This window comes from Lactobacillus sp. MRS-253-APC-2B, from assembly GCF_012843675.1.
GTDB classification, from domain to species: domain Bacteria; phylum Bacillota; class Bacilli; order Lactobacillales; family Lactobacillaceae; genus Limosilactobacillus; species Limosilactobacillus pulli.
In genome coordinates, this window is the sequence record NZ_JABAFO010000025.1 from 1 (window position 1) to 16,511 (window position 16,511).

Genomic DNA, 16,511 nt, shown 5'->3' on the forward strand with positions numbered 1-16,511 from the left:
GCGTTCATCGGTCAATGTTCGGCAAGTTTAAGCAGATCTTGACCTATAAGTGCGACTGGTACGGCAAGGAACTTATTATGGCTAACAAGCTGTACCCGTCTACCCAGCGTTGTGCAGTCTGTGGCAACGTCAAAAAAGGTGATGATAAGATCACTCTTTACGGTAATAAGAAGCACGGTACCAAACACAATGAATTTGTTTGCTATAACAAAAAATGCCCAAACTACAATAAAGTCGTAGATCGGGATAAGAATGCGATGCTTAGCCTTTTAGCACTGGCTGAGTATCCAGAATTGAATCATGCGCTATAAATTTTAATAGAAAGGTGGTTAAGGCTTCGGCCATAACCATGCGGGTTGGCTGTACCCGGGGAAGTGCGAGAGCCTTCCTTAGATGTTGCAAGAGTGGCACACAAGCGCCTGCACTGGTCAATGCGATTACTCCCTCGTTGGAATATCGGAATACCAGCGATAACGGCAATAAGAAAAACGTCTGTATTTAAGTCTTCGGATATGTAGTCAAAATCAAAAATTGCCTACATTACACATGTTTTTTGCAGCAGTTAGACCCAAAATGTCAGTACCGTTGCTAATAGCTGCAATAAATTATAAAAAATCTGATTATGCGGTTCTGGCATCAATCGCTGCAACAGCCACCAGCTTAAGATCACCACTGCAATCGCCAAAAAAAGTGTGATCTTAAGTGGCCGCGTCAGCATTGCCAAAATCAATGCGATGCCAATGCCCCCCTCGATTAATGAAAAACGGGCCTCGTGTCGTAAAAACAATGGGGCATCGTAGAAACAAAAGATCAAAAGCAGTGGTACCAGTTTGATTAAATAGCTCCAAGACAAGAACTTCACTGAGATAAAAGTAAATGCCACTGGAATGCTCAAGGTCATCAAAAAGGCAAAAACGAATAGCCCGATTGGATTTTGAAACTCATGCAGATAAAGCTCACAGATCAAAAGATAGCAAGGCGGCAGTAAAAGCAGGACGAACAAAAAAACGTTGCCGTGCAAAAAGCCGCTGATGGCAAACAAAAAGCTGAGCGCCAGCGGAATAATTGAGTTCAATGAACCGGACTGCTGATCAGAGATGATGGTCAAAGCTAGCGCAACGCAGGCCTGATAGGCAAACAAACTGTACAGGTCATGAGAAAAGACGGTGGTTTTGATCTGAATGGCATAGGCAAAAGGAACATAAGACCAACAGCACATGATCAAGAAAACATTAGGCAGCAGATCGCGCCAGTTGATGTCTTGAAACTGCAGCCGAAAGCGCGATAGTAGATTTTGCAAAAAGATTCCTCCTGAACGAGTCGATGAATAATTTTATATTATTGTACCAAATCCAATATTAAAAATTGATTATTATCACGTGACTATGTTAGGATGGTGAACGTTATAAAGCAAATTCCCGATAGGATTCACAGATTGTGAAGATGCCTTGTAACCGCAATAACCGAACTTTTTAGTTTAGAAAATGGGGGAATTATCAAAATGACTGAACGACACTTATTTACATCCGAATCAGTTTCGGAAGGACACCCAGACAAGATTGCTGACCAAATCAGTGACGCAATCCTTGATGCTGTGCTGACGGAGGATCCGGATGCGCGCTGTGCGATCGAGACCTCGGTTACAACTGGCCTGGTACTGGTATTTGGCGAAATGTCAACTACGGCTTACGTCAACATTCAACAGATCGTTCGCGAAACCATTCGTCAAATCGGCTACACGAATGGTCTTTACGGCTTTGATGCCGATAATTGTGCCGTAATTACTGCCATCGATGAACAATCGCCTGATATCGCGCAAGGAGTTGACGACTCCTTGGAAACGCGGGGCGGTAATATTGATCCATTAGATAAGATTGGTGCTGGTGACCAAGGGCTCATGTTTGGCTATGCCACCGATGAAACGCCAGAATACATGCCATTGACTTTAATGCTCAGCCACAAGCTGATGCAGCGGATTGCCAAGCTGCGCAAGGAAGGTACGATTGCCTACCTGCGTCCTGATGCCAAGGCCGAAGTAACCGTTGAATACGACGAAAATGACCAGCCGTTGCGTGTCGACACGGTTGTCTTAAGTACACAGCATGATCCAGAGGTTTCTTTGGATCAGATTCGTCACGACGTTATCGAACAAGTCATCAAAGAAGTAATTCCGGCTGATCTGTTGGATGATAACACTAAGTACTTCATCAATCCAACCGGCCGTTTCGTAATTGGCGGTCCACAAGGCGATGCTGGTCTGACCGGTCGTAAGATTATCGTAGATACTTACGGTGGGGCAGCACACCATGGTGGCGGGGCCTTTTCTGGTAAAGATGCTACCAAGGTTGACCGTTCGGCAAGCTATGCGGCTCGCTACATTGCCAAGAACTTGGTTGCAGCTGGCTATGCCAAGCGCCTGGAGATTCAGGTTGCCTACGCAATTGGGGTGGCGCAGCCAGTTTCAATTTCAATCAATACGTTTGGCACGGGTACCAAGTCAGAAGCAGAACTGATTGATGCCGTACGCAAGACGTTTGATCTGCGGCCAGCCGGAATCATCAAGATGCTGGATCTGAAGCGGCCAATCTACAAACAGACGGCTGCTTATGGTCACTTTGGTCGGACCGACATTGACCTGCCATGGGAACACTTGGACAAGGTTGACGAGTTAAAGGCTATTTTAGGCTAATATTTTCATTAAACAAGAAAACCATCGCTGCGGTTGGCAGCGATGGTTTTTATTTAATCTGCAACGAATTCAATATCATAGCTGTGATCAAGAATACGTACCTGATCTTGCTTTAGGCCAACGATTTTAACGTGACGATTCTGATCAACAAAGACGGCCCCCATGACGTCGGGATGATCTTTGACCCAGTTGGGAATTGGCTGACCAGCAAAAAAGAGGCGTCCGGTCTCAATCTCACCAGTAATCGACAGCCCAGAAAAGACGGTTACCCCCGCCAATTGTGTTTTTCTAGGGTGACCGGTAGCTGGATCGATGATATGGTGATAGTCTTGCCCATCGGCTTGCAGATGACGCTCATAAATGCCGCTGGTAACGGCAGAACATTCGGGCAGGGCAGCGACTAAAATTGACTGACCGCGCTTGGCACTAGGATCTTGAACACCGATACGCCATAGGCCGTCTTGGTGCTTAGGAGCCGTGCCATGCATTAAAATATTGCCGCCCAGATCAATGATGCCGGCACGGATGTCACGCGAGCGCCATAGATCCCGGATGCGATCAGCGATATAGCCCTTGGCGATGGCGCCCAGATCGATTTCCATACCTGGCTTTTTTAAAAAGATCGTCATGTCATCATCATTTAACTCAACGTCATGCGGATCGATCAGCTGCAGACGCTCTTGAATGGCTTTTTCGCTGGGAACGTGGGCATCATCAAAGCCAATGTGCCAAAGCTTGACCAATGGCCCAATCAAGGCATCAAAGCCATTGTCTTCCAGGCTGATCTCAATAGCTTTTTTGGCCAGATGATAGCTGGCATAAGAAACCTGAACCGGGCACTTACCAGCAGCCTGGTTGACGGCCATTAACTCAGAATGATCGCGATTAACGGTCAAAATGTCTTCATAGCGAGCAATTAATGCATAGGCATCGTCCAAGTCGCGCTGACTTGCACTGCCAAATGCTGTTAAGACAATATTGGTGCCCAGTCCATAATAGGTTTTTGAAATGGTATGCTGTGCCAGCTGATTGATGATTTGGGGATGATCGTTAGACCAAAGCGGGGTTTGATTTTCCATGATGGTGTCCTTTCTTGGCTTCAAGAATACTACTGTAATTATAACCTTAGATGCTTTGTCAACGTAATCGAAAATAAGTTAATTAGTGAACAACCATAAGACGAAATAGTCAGCAATATTGAAAATTATATTTTTATAAAAGCCGTTTTGATGCCAATGAATTCGTTTGCGTTAAATTTGTCAAATATCTGAGAAATTGTTCACAATATCCCTGGAAAAAACCATTTAAAACGAGTAAGATGGACCCGTAAAGGTTAAATCAAGGAAGGGGTCTAGAGTCATGCATTCATTCTTAAGTATCGATGTCGGAGGGACAACGATTAAGTATGCCTTGCTGAACAACGCCGGTCAAATTACCAAAAAAGACAAGGTACCGACGCCAACTTCCAGCTTGACAGAATTCATGAAGTCGATTTATGTCATTATCGATCAGTATCAGTCTGAAATCAGCGGCTTGGCAGTCTGCGTACCAGGCAAGGTTGATCCTAAAAATGAGGTTGTTGTATTTAGCGACACTTTGCCGTTTTTAAAGGGTTGGGATCTGCCAAAGCTCTTTAAGGAACATTATCGTAAGATTCTACCAATTATCGTAGAAAACGAAGGACGCGCGGCAGCGTTAGCCGAGTCCTGGCTGGGCAACCTGCATGGTGAAACGGATGCCGCGGCCATTCTTTTGGGAACGGACATCAGCTCAGGAATTATCACCAATGGCCAATTAAACTATGGTGCACATGCTGGTGCCGGGATGCTGAATTTTGTACCAACCAACTTTAAAGCTGAAGGAACCGATCGCTTGGCCGGCTTTAACGGCTCATCGGTCAAGATGATTCAAGACGTTATCAAAGCTTCTGGCCTGCCAGAAGGTGCCGATGGCCAGGCTGCCTTTCGGATGATTGAGGCTGGCAACCCAGATGCAGCCAAGGTCTTTAACGAATATTGCTACCAGATTGCCTGCTTGATTTTGAGCATGCAGGCAATCGTCGATTTGAACAAGGTCGTGATCGGTGGCGGAATCTCAGCGCAGCCGGTTCTGATCAAGACCATCAATGATCAATATGACCAGCTGGTTGACTCAATGCCAATCGTCAAAAAAGAAATGGTCAAGCCAAAGATCGAACCTGCCAAGTTCAAAAATGATGCCAATCTGTATGGGGCTTTGGACGCTTTGCTGCTGAAACTCGACGAGCAAAATTAAAAAATCATTAGAAAAGGGACTTGCACTTATTGACAGTCCTTGCTAGAATAGTTTGTAATCTTTGATCGTAGAGGAGTTAGTAGCCGATTTTTCTGCTTAAAGAGACCGGACGGGGGTGCAAGTCCGGAGCAGACCTTGGTGAACTGGCCTCAAAAAATTGCTGCTGAATCAATAGTAGGCGGCAACGTGAAATTCGCGTTAAGAATCTCAAGTGCCATGCATAATGCGTGGAATTCAGGTGGTACCGCGGATTTTAGATTCGTCCTGCATTTGTTGCAGGGCGTTTTTTTATACGATCAAGCCTACCGAAAATTAGGATTTTAAAAGGAGCAATAGCAATGGCTTACGATCACAAAACGATTGAAAAGAAATGGCAGCGCTACTGGAAGAAGAACAAGACCTTTAAGGCCGAGATCAACAAGGACCAAAAGAAGTACTATGCTTTAGACATGTTCCCATACCCATCTGGACAAGGGCTGCATGTTGGTCACCCTGAAGGCTACACCGCAACGGACGTGGTTTCTCGGATGAAGCGGATGCAAGGCTACAACGTGCTGCACCCAATGGGCTGGGATGCCTTTGGTCTGCCGGCTGAACAATATGCCTTAAAGACTGGTCATAATCCAAAAGGCTTTACCAACCAAAATATCGACCACTTCAGAGATCAGATTCAATCGCTGGGCTTCTCATACGATTGGGATCGTGAAGTCAACACGACTGATCCAAACTACTACAAGTGGACGCAATGGATCTTTGAACAGCTCTACAAGAAGGGGCTGGCCTACGAGGACGAGATCATGGTCAACTGGGCCCCCGACTTTATGGGTGGTACGGTTGTTTCCAATGAAGAAGTCGTTGATGGCAAAACAGAACGTGGCGGCTACCCAGTTTACCGTAAGCCAATGAAGCAATGGGTCTTGAAGATCACGGCCTATGCTGATCGTTTGATTGATGATCTGGACCTGGTTGACTGGCCAGAAAGCGTTAAGGAAATGCAGCGCAACTGGATCGGCCGTTCTGAAGGGGCTTCCGTCTTCTTTGGTATCGATGGTCATGATGACAAGATCGAGGTCTTCACGACGCGTCCTGACACGCTGTTTGGTGCCTCATACGTTGTTTTGGCACCAGAACTGGACCTGGTCGATGAATTAACGACGCCTGAACACAAGGCTGAAGTTGAAGCCTACAAAGAAACAACGTCACGCCGCTCGGATCTGGAACGGACTGACTTAAACAAGGACAAGACTGGTGTATTTACTGGATCTTACGCCATTAACCCGGTTAACGGCGAAAAGCTGCCAATCTGGATTTCAGACTACGTTTTGGCCTCATACGGTACTGGTGCGGTAATGGCCGTGCCTGCCGGTGACCAGCGTGACTGGGACTTTGCCAAGAAGTTTGATCTGCCAATCAAGTCAATCATCAAGGATGCCGACATTTCCGAAGCCGCTTATGCTGGTGATGGTGAGCACATCAACTCTGGCTTCTTGGATGGCATGAAGATCGAAAAAGCCAAAAAGGCGATGATTGACTGGCTGGAAGAACATGATGCCGGCCACAAGAAGGTCAACTACCGGCTGCGCGACTGGATCTTCTCTCGGCAACGCTACTGGGGTGAGCCAATTCCGGTTATTCACTGGGATGACGGTACGACTTCATTGGTTCCAGAAGACGAGCTGCCATTAAAGCTGCCTGACATGAAGAACATTGAGCCATCTGGTACCGGTGAGAGTCCACTGGCCAACGCAACTGATTGGATCAACGTTTATGACGAAAACGGTCGTCATGGTCTGCGTGAAACCAACACGATGCCACAGTGGGCCGGTTCATCATGGTACTGGTTGCGCTACACGGATCCGCACAACGAAAAGGAATTTGCTTCCAAAGAGGCACTGGACTACTGGTCACCGGTTGATCTGTACGTTGGTGGGGCCGAACACGCCGTCTTGCACCTGCTGTACGCCCGCTTCTGGCACAAGGTACTGTATGACCTGGGCTTCGTACCAACGCCAGAGCCATTTATGAAGTTGGTTAACCAAGGGATGATTCTGGGCTCCAACCACGAAAAGATGTCCAAGTCCAAGGGCAATGTCGTTAACCCAGATGACATCGTAGAACAATACGGTGCCGACACGCTGCGGCTGTACGAAATGTTTATGGGTCCTTTGACTGAGTCCGTGCCTTGGGATACTAAGGGATTGCACGGTGCCTACAAGTGGATCAACCGGGTATGGCGTTTGATGATGGATGACAACAACCATCTGCGTGACCGTGTTTCCAACTTTAATGATGGCAAGCTGACGCACATCTACAACCAGACCGTCAAGAAGGTTACGGAAGACTTTGAGCGGATGCACTTCAACACGGCGATTTCCCAACTGATGGTCTTTGTTAATGAGGCCTACAAGGTTGATGATCTGCCGGTTGAATACATGGAAGGTCTGATCAAGATGATCTCACCAGTTATTCCACACGTTGCCGAAGAACTTTGGAGTCAATTCCACGTTTCCGATACGATTGCCTACCAGCCATGGCCAACTTACGATCCAAAAGCCTTGGAAGAAGCCACGGTTGAAATGATCGTCCAGGTTAACGGCAAGGTTCGTGCTCGAATCGAAATGCCAAAGGATGCCGACAAAGAAACGGCTCAAGCAAAGGCATTAGCCAACGAACACGTACAAAAGTTTATTGAAGGTAAAGAAATCAAGAAGGTTATCGTCGTACCAAACCACATTGTCAACATCGTGGTGAAGTAAGCGATGATTAATCAAAAGGTCGGCATTCGGCATCGTCGAAGCTGGCCTTTTTACTTTTGAGAAAGGAATTAAAAATGGAATTAGTCAGTTACGCAGCGGTTTTTACACCGACGGCAAAAGAGATTCAAGTTGATTTTCCTGATGTACCAGAGGCTTTTACGCAAGGGCAGACCATGGATGAGGCCATTGAAAATGCCAAGCTGGGTCTGGCAATCGTGATCAACGATAAATTAGGGCATTTTGAACCGGCGCCAAAAGTCACCCCACTTGAGCAGGTGCAAAAAGCATTTCCTGATCATGAGGTGCGCATGGTTGAGGTTGATCTGGAAAAATATTGAGATGCTTAATTGCCGTAATGGCGGGAATTAAACGTAGCGGGATGTGTTTGGTAAAATGTCTTACTAAAGATAAGAGGTTGACATTTGAAAACCAGCTCGCTATAATAAAATCATTAATTTTTTAAGAGAATTTTAATCATTAAATCATTGCGGAAGGGAGGAATTTTCATGTTGAATAATCAGTTTGCATCACGGAAAATTTCTGCCCTTGTGTCAATGATGGCCTGTTGTTAATTCATCCTCAGTCGATTGATCGATTTGAGGCCTTTTTGGGTTCCTGAATTTTTTTGGGAACTCAAAAGGCTGTTTGAGGAAGGAAGAGACAGCAGGCCTTTTTTTATGCATTTTTAGATTAGACATTATGCAATTATTTGTCTAAAAGGAGAGTGAGAGGTTTGAGTTGGACGATCATTCAGCAGAGCCTGCCGGAGTTTGCCAAGGGCTTTCGGCTGACGCTGTGGCTGTCTTTAATTGGTATTCTAGGCGCGATGATTGTGGGCATTATCGTCAGTCTGGTGCGGTATTTCAAGGTACCGTATCTGGCAGGCATCCTGGGTGCTTATGTTGAGCTGGCCCGCAATACGCCGCTTTTGATTCAGTTGTTCTTTTTATACTATGCCTTTCCGGTAATTGGCTGGAAAATGAGCGCGGCTACCTGTGGAATCGTTGGTCTGATCTTTTTAGGTGGCGCCTACATGGCAGAAGGATTCAGCGGTGGCTTTAACGGGGTGGCCAAGACGCAGCTTGAATCCGGCAAGGCGCTAGGAATGAGCGACTGGCAGCTGGCCCGTTACGTAGTCTTTCCGCAAGGGTTCGCGCTTTCGGTACCGGCGCTAGCTGCCAATGTGATTTTTTTAATTAAAGAAACCTCGATTTTTTCGGTGATTGCCATTCCAGAATTAACGAACACGGCCCTGGATCTGATCGGTCTTTACTACCGTTCCAACGAATATCTTTTCGTTTTGGTGATCGCCTACGCAATTATCTTGATTCCACTATCCTTGATTTTGACCTGGCTGGAAAGGAGGGTTCGCTATGGCACATTCGGGAATTAATGTTTTGTTTGAGGGCCACAATTTTGTCCGACTGCTAGGCGGATTATGGACCACGGTTTGGATCGCAGCATTATCTTTGCTGATTGGGTTGGCGTTGGGCGCGCTGCTGGGGATCTTGCGGACGTTTAAGAATCGGCTGCTGCGCTTGATTCTACGGCTTTATCTAGAATTTTTCCGGATCGTGCCCACGGTTGTGCTGCTGTTTTTGGCCTATTACATCCTGCCAAGAATGATGCATGTGGCCAACCTCCCTGGATCTTTGATGGCCGTTGTTGCCTTTGCCTTATGGGTAGCCGCGGAATTCAGCGATATTGTTCGAGGAGCTTTGATCTCGGTTCCTAAGCATCAGTGGGAATCGGGTATGGCGTTGGGCTTGAACCGCCACCAGCTGTTTAGATATGTTTTGTTGCCCCAAGCATTTCGCCTGGAGATGCCGGCAACGATCAATCTGGCAACGCGGGTGATTAAAACGACCTCACTTTTGATGATGATCAGCGTGATGGATGTCATCAACATTGGTCAGCAGATTATCGAGGCCAATAATCATCTTTATCGAACAGGGGTCTTTTGGGTCTATGGTTTGATTTTCGTGTTTTATTTCCTGGTGGATTATCCACTGTCGCGCTGGGCAAAAAAGATGGATGCCAAGCAAGCAGATTAAGGGGGATGTCTTTTGACTGAAGAAATTTTAAAAGTAGCACATTTAAACAAGTTTTACGGTAAACGTCAAGTCTTGTTCGATATTAACTTTGATCTCAAAAAAGGTGAGGTGCTGGCACTGCTGGGACCTTCCGGATCGGGCAAAAGTACGACGATTCGCACGTTGAACGGCTTAGAGGACTTTCAAAGCGGTCAGATTACTTTTGAAGGCAAAAACGTGATTCCAGATGAAAAGCATTGGCAAGAGCTGCGACAAAAGATCGGCATGGTTTTTCAAAGCTATGACCTGTTTCCAAATATGACGGTTTTAGAAAACATCGTCCTGGCACCAACCAAGGTTCAGCACCGGGAACAAAAGGAGGCAGAAGCTGAAGCCAAAAAACTGCTGGCCATGGTTGGTTTGAGCGATTATGCGCAGTCTTACCCGCGGCAGCTGTCAGGTGGCCAAAAGCAGCGGATTGCCATCGTCAGAGCGCTGGCGATGCATCCGGATTTGATGCTGTTTGATGAGGTCACGGCCTCATTGGATCCTGAGATGGTAAGAGGAGTCTTGGAGATCATCAAGAAACTGAGTGACGAAGAAGACATGACGATGCTGATCGTAACCCATGAGATGAATTTTGCCGCCCAGATTGCCGATCGGGTGCTGTTTTTGGAAGATGGTCATATTTTAGAGGATACGCCGGGTCAGCAGTTCTTTAAGCAGCCGCAGACCGAGCGTGCACAGAAGTTCTTAGAGAGTATGGATTTTTAAGTGTTTTTGAGAAAAGGGGAATTAATTATGAAAAAGCAGAGTCTAAAAAAACTGATTCAAACGCTGGTATTGGCCCTGGGAGTATTTCTGTTGGCATTTGCACCATTGGCAGGTACTTTGACGGCCCATGCCGCTGATAATCAAAGTTCGGTATCGGCAATCAAGAAGCGCGGCTATATCAAGATTGCCGTCTTTGGTGATCTGCCGCCATATGGGTGGGTTAACAAAGACGGCAAGCGCGTAGGATATGATCTGTATCTGGCACGGCGGATTGCCAAGGACTTAGGCGTCAAGGCCAAGTTCGTACAGGTTAACGCCAACAACCGGGTTGACACGCTGAACTCTAACAAGGCGGATCTGGTTTTGGCCAACTTTACGGTCACGCCGGAACGTAAGCAGACGGTTGATTTTGCCAAGCCATACATGAAGGTTTCCGTTGGGGTCGTTTCTAAAAAGAGCGATCCAATTACTAAGGTCAGCCAATTAAAGGGACAAAAGCTGATCGTCAACAAGGGCACGACGGCGGAACAATACTTTACTCAACACCAGACCGGCGCCAGTCTTTTGAAGTTTGACTCCAAGACGCAGCAGTTCAACGCGCTTAAAAATGGTCGGGCCAAGGCATTGGCTGACGATAACTCTTACCTGTACGCTTGGGTCAAGAACAATCCTAAGTACACGGTCGGCATCAAGCAGTTGGGTAAGAGCTCATACATCGCCCCAGCTGTTAAGAAAGGGAACAAGTCACTTTTGAACTGGACCAACAAGGAAATCACCAAGCTTAACGGTGAAAACTTCTTTGAAAAAGACTACAATCAAGAGTTGAAGCCTTACTTCGGTTCCGAGGTTAAGGCTAGCGACATCATTTTGACTAATCAAAAATAGTCATTGATGAATGCTCTAAAATATGAACTGTAAAAACGTCGTCGGTTAATTGCCGCGGCGTTTTTTAATTGATTGATGGATGAATGTGATTTACTAAATTTTTAGTACAGAGTAAAAAATTTAGTTGACATGAGAAAACTACGTGACTATAATGAGTAAAAATTAAGAAAAACATTAAATAATAATTACAAAAGCGTTGAAGAGAAGAGTAGGCTGCTTTATTAGTGTTTCAGCGACTGCCGTTAGTGAAAGGGCAGCACGAACCAGCAGCTGAAGATGAGCTTGGAGCAAGGCGTTTGGTCAAATTGGCTGAATTCCCGGCAGGATCCGTTACCATCCCAGACATCAATTGGTGTTGTTGAGGCCGCTGTGGGCAATCCAGCGGTAAAATCGGGTGGTACCACGTCGGATCAGCTGCGTCGTCCTGAATCTATCAATTAGGTTCAGGGCTTTTTTATTGCCTGAGAAAGGAGCACAACATGACAGAATTTAATACCAGACTGGTACACGGACCAGCCCAAAATGACAATCAGACGGGAGCCGTCAACGTACCGATCTATACTTCAACGACCTACCGCTATCCTAAAATTGGGGCATCGGTACAGTATGACTACGGACGTTCGGGCAATCCAACGCGCCAGTACCTGGAAGATCAATTAGCGGCTCTGGAACATGGCACGCGGGGATTTGCGCTTTCTTCTGGGATGGCGGCGATTCATACGGCATTGGCGATTTTTAAAGCCGGCGACCATATCATTGTTGGCGATCAGATCTATGGCGGCACGTTTCGGCTGCTCAATCAGTTCTTTAAACGCTGGGGACTGAACGCGACACCGGTTGACACCAGAAATCCAGCCGCCATTGAAAAAGCCATTCAACCTAACACCAAGGCCATTTACTTTGAGCCAGTCACCAATCCATTGCTGCAGGTGACCTCAATCAAAGCCGTGGCTGACGTTGCCAAAAAGTATCATTTGCTGACGATTGTTGACAACACGTTTTTAAGTCCTTATCTGTGCCAGCCGCTGACATTGGGGGCTGATATCGTCATTCATAGTGCGACCAAGTATCTGGCTGGTCATTCCGACGTTAGTGCCGGGGCGGTGATTACCAATGATGAAGAACTGGGCAAACGACTTTACTTTATTCAAAACGCATTAGGAGCCGTGCTTTCACCAGAAGACAGTAATCTGGTGCGGCGCGGACTGCAGACGTTAAGCGTCAGAATGGATCGCCAGCAGGCCAACGTCAAGGCGATTATTGCTCATCTACAGCCACTGTCAGCCGTCAAAAAAATCTATTATCCCGGTCTTTCAGGCCAGCCAGGCTATGAAACGCTGAGCAGCCAAGCCAAGGGAGCGGGTGGCGTGCTATCAGTTGAATTAAGCGATGACGTGGATGCGGTTAGGTTCGTCAATTCATTGCAGCTGTTTCAATTAGCGGTCAGTTTAGGGTCGGTTGAAAGTCTGGTTGAACTGCCAAGCAAGATGAGTCACGCGGAGCTTTCACCAACCGAACAGCTCAAAGCTGGGATTACGCCAGGGCTGATTCGCTTGGCAGTCGGTATCGAAGACCAGCGTGATCTGATTGCCGATCTTGATCAGGCATTGGCTAAGGCGCGCTGATTTAATAACTGGGAGTTTGAGAATTTAGGAAAGAAGGAATCTACTTATGTGTGAATGTCAAAAGAATGAATCTGAACTGTCACTGGCAACGATTGCGGCTCAAGCAGGTAATCATGAAGATGAAAGAGGCGCGGTTTCGTTGCCGATCTATCTGTCATCCAACTATCGCCACCCAACATTAAAAGAAGCCATCAATTTTGATGCGACCAAAAACTACACCTATTCGCGTTTATCGACGCCTAATCGTCGGGCTGTCGAAAAAACATTGGCCAGCCTAGAAGGTGGTACGACCGGCTTTGCCCTTAGCTCTGGGATGGCTGCCGTACAATTGGCACTAAGCATTTTAAAGACGGGCGATCGTTTGATTTCTTTAGATGATCTATACGGTGGGGACTTTCGCTACTTTGACTATCTCAAAAAGCATGCCGGTATTGAGTTTGATCAATGGAACGGGCAAAAGATTTCAGAGTTGGTTGCCAAGCTGACATCAGATACCAAAATTGTCTGGCTGGAAACACCATCCAACCCAACAATGAAAGAAATCGACATTCACGCAGTGGCTACAGCAGTTCATGAATACGATCCGCAGATTAAAGTAATTGTCGATAATACGTTTTATACGCCAATCTATCAGCGGCCATTACTGGAAGGTGCCGATGTAGTGATTCATAGTGCGACTAAGTACCTGTCCGGTCACAATGACTTGTTGGGCGGTGCCGTTGTCGTTAAAGATGAAAAACTCGCTGATGAATATTACGACTACTACATTACGACAGGTGATACGCTGGACTCGTTTGACTCATGGCTGCTTTTGCGAAGTCTTAAAACGCTCAAGGTACGCATGGCTCAGCATACTAAAAACGCCCAAGCCATCGTTGAATATCTTAAGCAGGCACCTGAAGTTGAAAAAGTGCTTTATCCAGGCAAAGGCGGCATGGTCAGCTTTTATTTAAAAGAAGAGTCACAAGTCGAAAGGCTGTTGAACAACGTCAAGGTGATCACGTTTGCCGAAAGTCTGGGCGGCATTGAGAGTCTGATTACGATTCCATACTACCAGACGCATGCCGACGTTCCAGTCAAGCAACGTCAGCGGCTGGGGATCACGACCAAATTATTGCGGCTTTCAGTTGGCTTAGAGGATGCTGATGATCTGATCAAAGATATCAAGCAGGCACTGGCTTATCGTTAAGCTTTTCTTAACAATTTATTAATTAATTTGCGCTATCTGCCAAATCAAGCTAGAATGGTTAGGATTATTTTTGAAATTTTAACAATTAAAAAGGTAGGAAAGCAGCAAATTATGGATGCACAACAAAAAACGGCCCCGAGCAAACAGGCCACGGCCAAGGCAAAAATGCTCAGTGGGTCGGCCTGGATGACAGCGGGGAGCGTATTGTCGCGAGTGCTGGGTGCACTCTACATTATCCCTTGGGTTACCTGGATGGGTGCCTACAGTGATCAGGCCAACGCGCTTTATGCCAAAGGGTACAACATCTACAATCTGTTTTTGGTGATTGCAACGGCTGGGATTCCTTCGGCGATGTCCAAACTGGTCGCTCACTATAATGGGATAAATCAGACCAATATCAGTAAAAAGCTATATCATACCGGGATGTACGTTTCGATGGCAACTGGGGTGATTTCAGCTTTGATTATGATGTTTGGCGCGGCACTGCTCGATGGTGGTGATCCCAACGAAATTCCAGTGATTCGCTCGCTGGCCTGGGCCGTACTTTTAATTCCCAGCATCAGTATTTCAAGAGGGTATCTGCAAGGGTATAGCTGGATGGCACCGTCAGCAATCTCGCAATTGATTGAGCAGCTCTTGCGTATCATCTACATGCTGGGCGCCACTTATCTGGTCATGAAGATCCAAAAAGGGAGCTGGGTCCTGGCCGTTACGCAATCGACTTTTGCTGCCTTTATCGGCGCCTTGGGAGCGGCTGCCGTTTTGATTTTGGCACGGATTCACTACCGGAAACCGATGGAAGAAATGGCAAAAAGCAGCTTGGATGCAGCTGATATCTCAACGCTGCAGCTGATTGGCAAGATTGTCTACCAAGCGATTCCATTTATCATAATCGAGTCGGGGATTACGATCTTCCAACTGATTGATCAATACACCTTCTTTAAAATGATGCCATTGGTTGGTCACTTTACCTACTATCAGATGAATACGGTCTATGCCATGTTCAGCTTCAATGCCAATAAGCTCTATATGATTATTATCGCTGTGGCATCATCAATGGCAACGACTGTAATTCCATTGCTGGCTCATGCACGAGCTAAAAACGATCAAGCCGGGATGCGGACACAAATCGAAAACGCCTTAGAGCTGTTTTACTTTATTATGGTACCGGCCTCTTTAGGACTGGTTGCCGTGGCACCACAAGTCTACACCGTCTTTTACCGTTATAATCAAGCCGGGATTGTCATCTTGGAGTTTGCCGCGTTTGCTTCGATTGCAATGGGACTTTACAGTGTAGCCGCGGCCATGATGCAAGGAATCTCGGAAAACCGTAAGATGATGAAGATCCTTGGCATCGGGCTGATCATCAAGCTGGTTTTACAGTTCCCATGCATCTGGCTGTTAAAAGGGATGGGGCCATTATTGGCAACGGCATTGTCTATGGTCATAATGAATTATCTGATCTTACATTCGTTCAACATGGAATTTGGTCTGCACTTTGAAGAAATGAACAAGCCGACCAATCAGATTCTGGCCTTTTCATTGGTGATGTTTGTAGTCACCAAGCTGGTGATGGCTGGTCTAGGATTGTTGGTTAATCCGCATGGTCGCTATGCTGCATTCTTCTTGTTGGCAGTTGGCGTGGCCGTTGGTGGCGGTATTTATGCCTACCTGGCCTTGAAATCGCGCTTGGCCGATCATCTGCTGGGTGCACGTGCTGAGCTTTTGCGAGAACGATTGCATATGAGTTAGTGTAATCAAAGAAATCCTCGTCTTAATTTAAGACGGGGATTTCTTTGATACTAGAGCAATTCGTAATGGCTTTCTTCAGTAGTTGCTACTAGATCGTCATTGTGGTTATCCAGGTAAAAAATGGGATGTTTTGTTTTGCATTAATATTTGGTCAAAAAAGGTCAAAATATTTAACAAACTGATCAAGACGTGCTAAAACGTAGTCGTAAACAAGAAAGGAGAGCTGATTTTATTATGGAAATCAATGAAACAACGATTAGCCAGATGAAGAAGTCTCATTTCGACGTTACGGACAGCAACAACCAAGAAGTTGATCTGACCAAGCTGAATGAAGAGCCAAAAGACGCCAAGCTGGAATTGCGGGCTTCGGGTCAGATCGTTCAAGATAACATGACGCCAAAACAGATTGCCATCTCGGTTAATGATCTGTTTGCCGCCTAAATTAACGAATATAAATGGCAGATTGTAAAATTTAAGTTGAACATTTAAGTGGACAGAAAAACCCATCAAGGTCTTTAATGGTGTTACCGTACA

15 protein-coding genes, 1 riboswitch and 1 other annotated feature are annotated in these 16,511 nt (G+C 46.3%); of the genes, 13 read left to right on the plus strand and 2 right to left on the minus strand.

The annotated features are described in order from the left end of the window. The coding region (locus HF864_RS08725; protein WP_240936907.1) for a transposase at positions 1-311 on the plus strand (311 nt) is incomplete at its 5' end. A gap of 251 nt (positions 312-562) precedes the next feature. On the opposite strand, the gene HF864_RS08730 is transcribed toward HF864_RS08725, so the two are convergent. Then, positions 563-1,300 (minus strand): hypothetical protein, encoded by a 738-nt coding sequence (locus tag HF864_RS08730; protein WP_169462594.1) that lies wholly within the window; start codon positions 1,298-1,300, stop codon positions 563-565. Positions 1,301-1,398: 98 nt separating this feature from the next. Further along, positions 1,399-1,504: riboswitch (SMK box riboswitch) on the plus strand. Here HF864_RS08730 and metK point away from each other — a divergent pair. Beyond that, positions 1,502-2,689, plus strand: a complete 1,188-nt coding sequence (metK, locus tag HF864_RS08735; RefSeq protein WP_169462595.1) for a methionine adenosyltransferase — start codon at positions 1,502-1,504, stop codon at positions 2,687-2,689. Its footprint overlaps the riboswitch before it by 3 nt. 53 nt (positions 2,690-2,742) lie before the next feature. Here the strand turns inward: metK and HF864_RS08740 are convergent, their stop codons facing one another. Then, a complete protein-coding gene (locus tag HF864_RS08740) occupies positions 2,743-3,768 on the minus strand; it encodes an FAD:protein FMN transferase (protein WP_169462599.1) in 1,026 nt (341 codons plus the stop codon). Positions 3,769-4,048: 280 nt separating this feature from the next. On the opposite strand from HF864_RS08740, the gene HF864_RS08745 reads away from it, so the two are divergent. The 11 genes from HF864_RS08745 to HF864_RS08795 all read left to right on the plus strand — a co-directional run bounded on the left by HF864_RS08745 (position 4,049) and on the right by HF864_RS08795 (position 16,418). Further along, the gene (locus tag HF864_RS08745) at positions 4,049-4,963 is read left to right on the plus strand and encodes an ROK family protein (RefSeq protein ID WP_169462600.1); all 915 of its coding nucleotides are present in this window, start codon (positions 4,049-4,051) and stop codon (positions 4,961-4,963) included. Positions 4,964-5,018: 55 nt separating this feature from the next. Further along, positions 5,019-5,233 (plus strand) — a binding site (T-box leader). Positions 5,234-5,301: 68 nt separating this feature from the next. Further along, the gene (gene leuS, locus HF864_RS08750) at positions 5,302-7,719 is read left to right on the plus strand and encodes a leucine--tRNA ligase (protein WP_169462601.1); all 2,418 of its coding nucleotides are present in this window, start codon (positions 5,302-5,304) and stop codon (positions 7,717-7,719) included. 74 nt (positions 7,720-7,793) lie between these two features. Next, positions 7,794-8,057 (plus strand): type II toxin-antitoxin system HicB family antitoxin, encoded by a 264-nt coding sequence (locus HF864_RS08755; protein ID WP_056968470.1) that lies wholly within the window; start codon positions 7,794-7,796, stop codon positions 8,055-8,057. 395 nt (positions 8,058-8,452) lie between these two features. Further along, positions 8,453-9,112, plus strand: a complete 660-nt coding sequence (locus HF864_RS08760) for an amino acid ABC transporter permease (protein WP_169462602.1) — start codon at positions 8,453-8,455, stop codon at positions 9,110-9,112. After that, a complete protein-coding gene (locus HF864_RS08765; RefSeq protein ID WP_169462603.1) occupies positions 9,093-9,773 on the plus strand; it encodes an amino acid ABC transporter permease in 681 nt (226 codons plus the stop codon). The genes HF864_RS08760 and HF864_RS08765 overlap by 20 nt, the downstream gene beginning before the upstream one ends. A 12-nt stretch (positions 9,774-9,785) precedes the next feature. Continuing rightward, positions 9,786-10,526, plus strand: a complete 741-nt coding sequence (locus HF864_RS08770) for an amino acid ABC transporter ATP-binding protein (RefSeq protein WP_169462605.1) — start codon at positions 9,786-9,788, stop codon at positions 10,524-10,526. A gap of 27 nt (positions 10,527-10,553) precedes the next feature. Next, on the plus strand, positions 10,554-11,411 hold the full coding sequence (locus HF864_RS08775) for a transporter substrate-binding domain-containing protein (protein ID WP_169462607.1): 858 nt from the start codon (positions 10,554-10,556) through the stop codon (positions 11,409-11,411). A 479-nt stretch (positions 11,412-11,890) separates the two neighbouring features. Then, entirely contained in the window at positions 11,891-13,036 is a 1,146-nt protein-coding gene (locus HF864_RS08780) for a PLP-dependent aspartate aminotransferase family protein (RefSeq protein WP_169462608.1), read from the plus strand. A 46-nt stretch (positions 13,037-13,082) separates the two neighbouring features. Next, positions 13,083-14,225: a PLP-dependent aspartate aminotransferase family protein gene (locus tag HF864_RS08785; protein ID WP_169462610.1), complete on the plus strand. Its 1,143-nt coding sequence runs from the start codon at positions 13,083-13,085 to the stop codon at positions 14,223-14,225. 111 nt (positions 14,226-14,336) lie between these two features. Further along, positions 14,337-15,977, plus strand: coding sequence for a polysaccharide biosynthesis protein (locus HF864_RS08790; protein ID WP_169462611.1), 1,641 nt, complete (start codon positions 14,337-14,339; stop codon positions 15,975-15,977). Between the two features lie 234 nt (positions 15,978-16,211). Further along, the gene (locus HF864_RS08795) at positions 16,212-16,418 is read left to right on the plus strand and encodes a hypothetical protein (RefSeq protein ID WP_169462612.1); all 207 of its coding nucleotides are present in this window, start codon (positions 16,212-16,214) and stop codon (positions 16,416-16,418) included. The last annotated feature ends 93 nt before the right edge of the window (positions 16,419-16,511 follow it).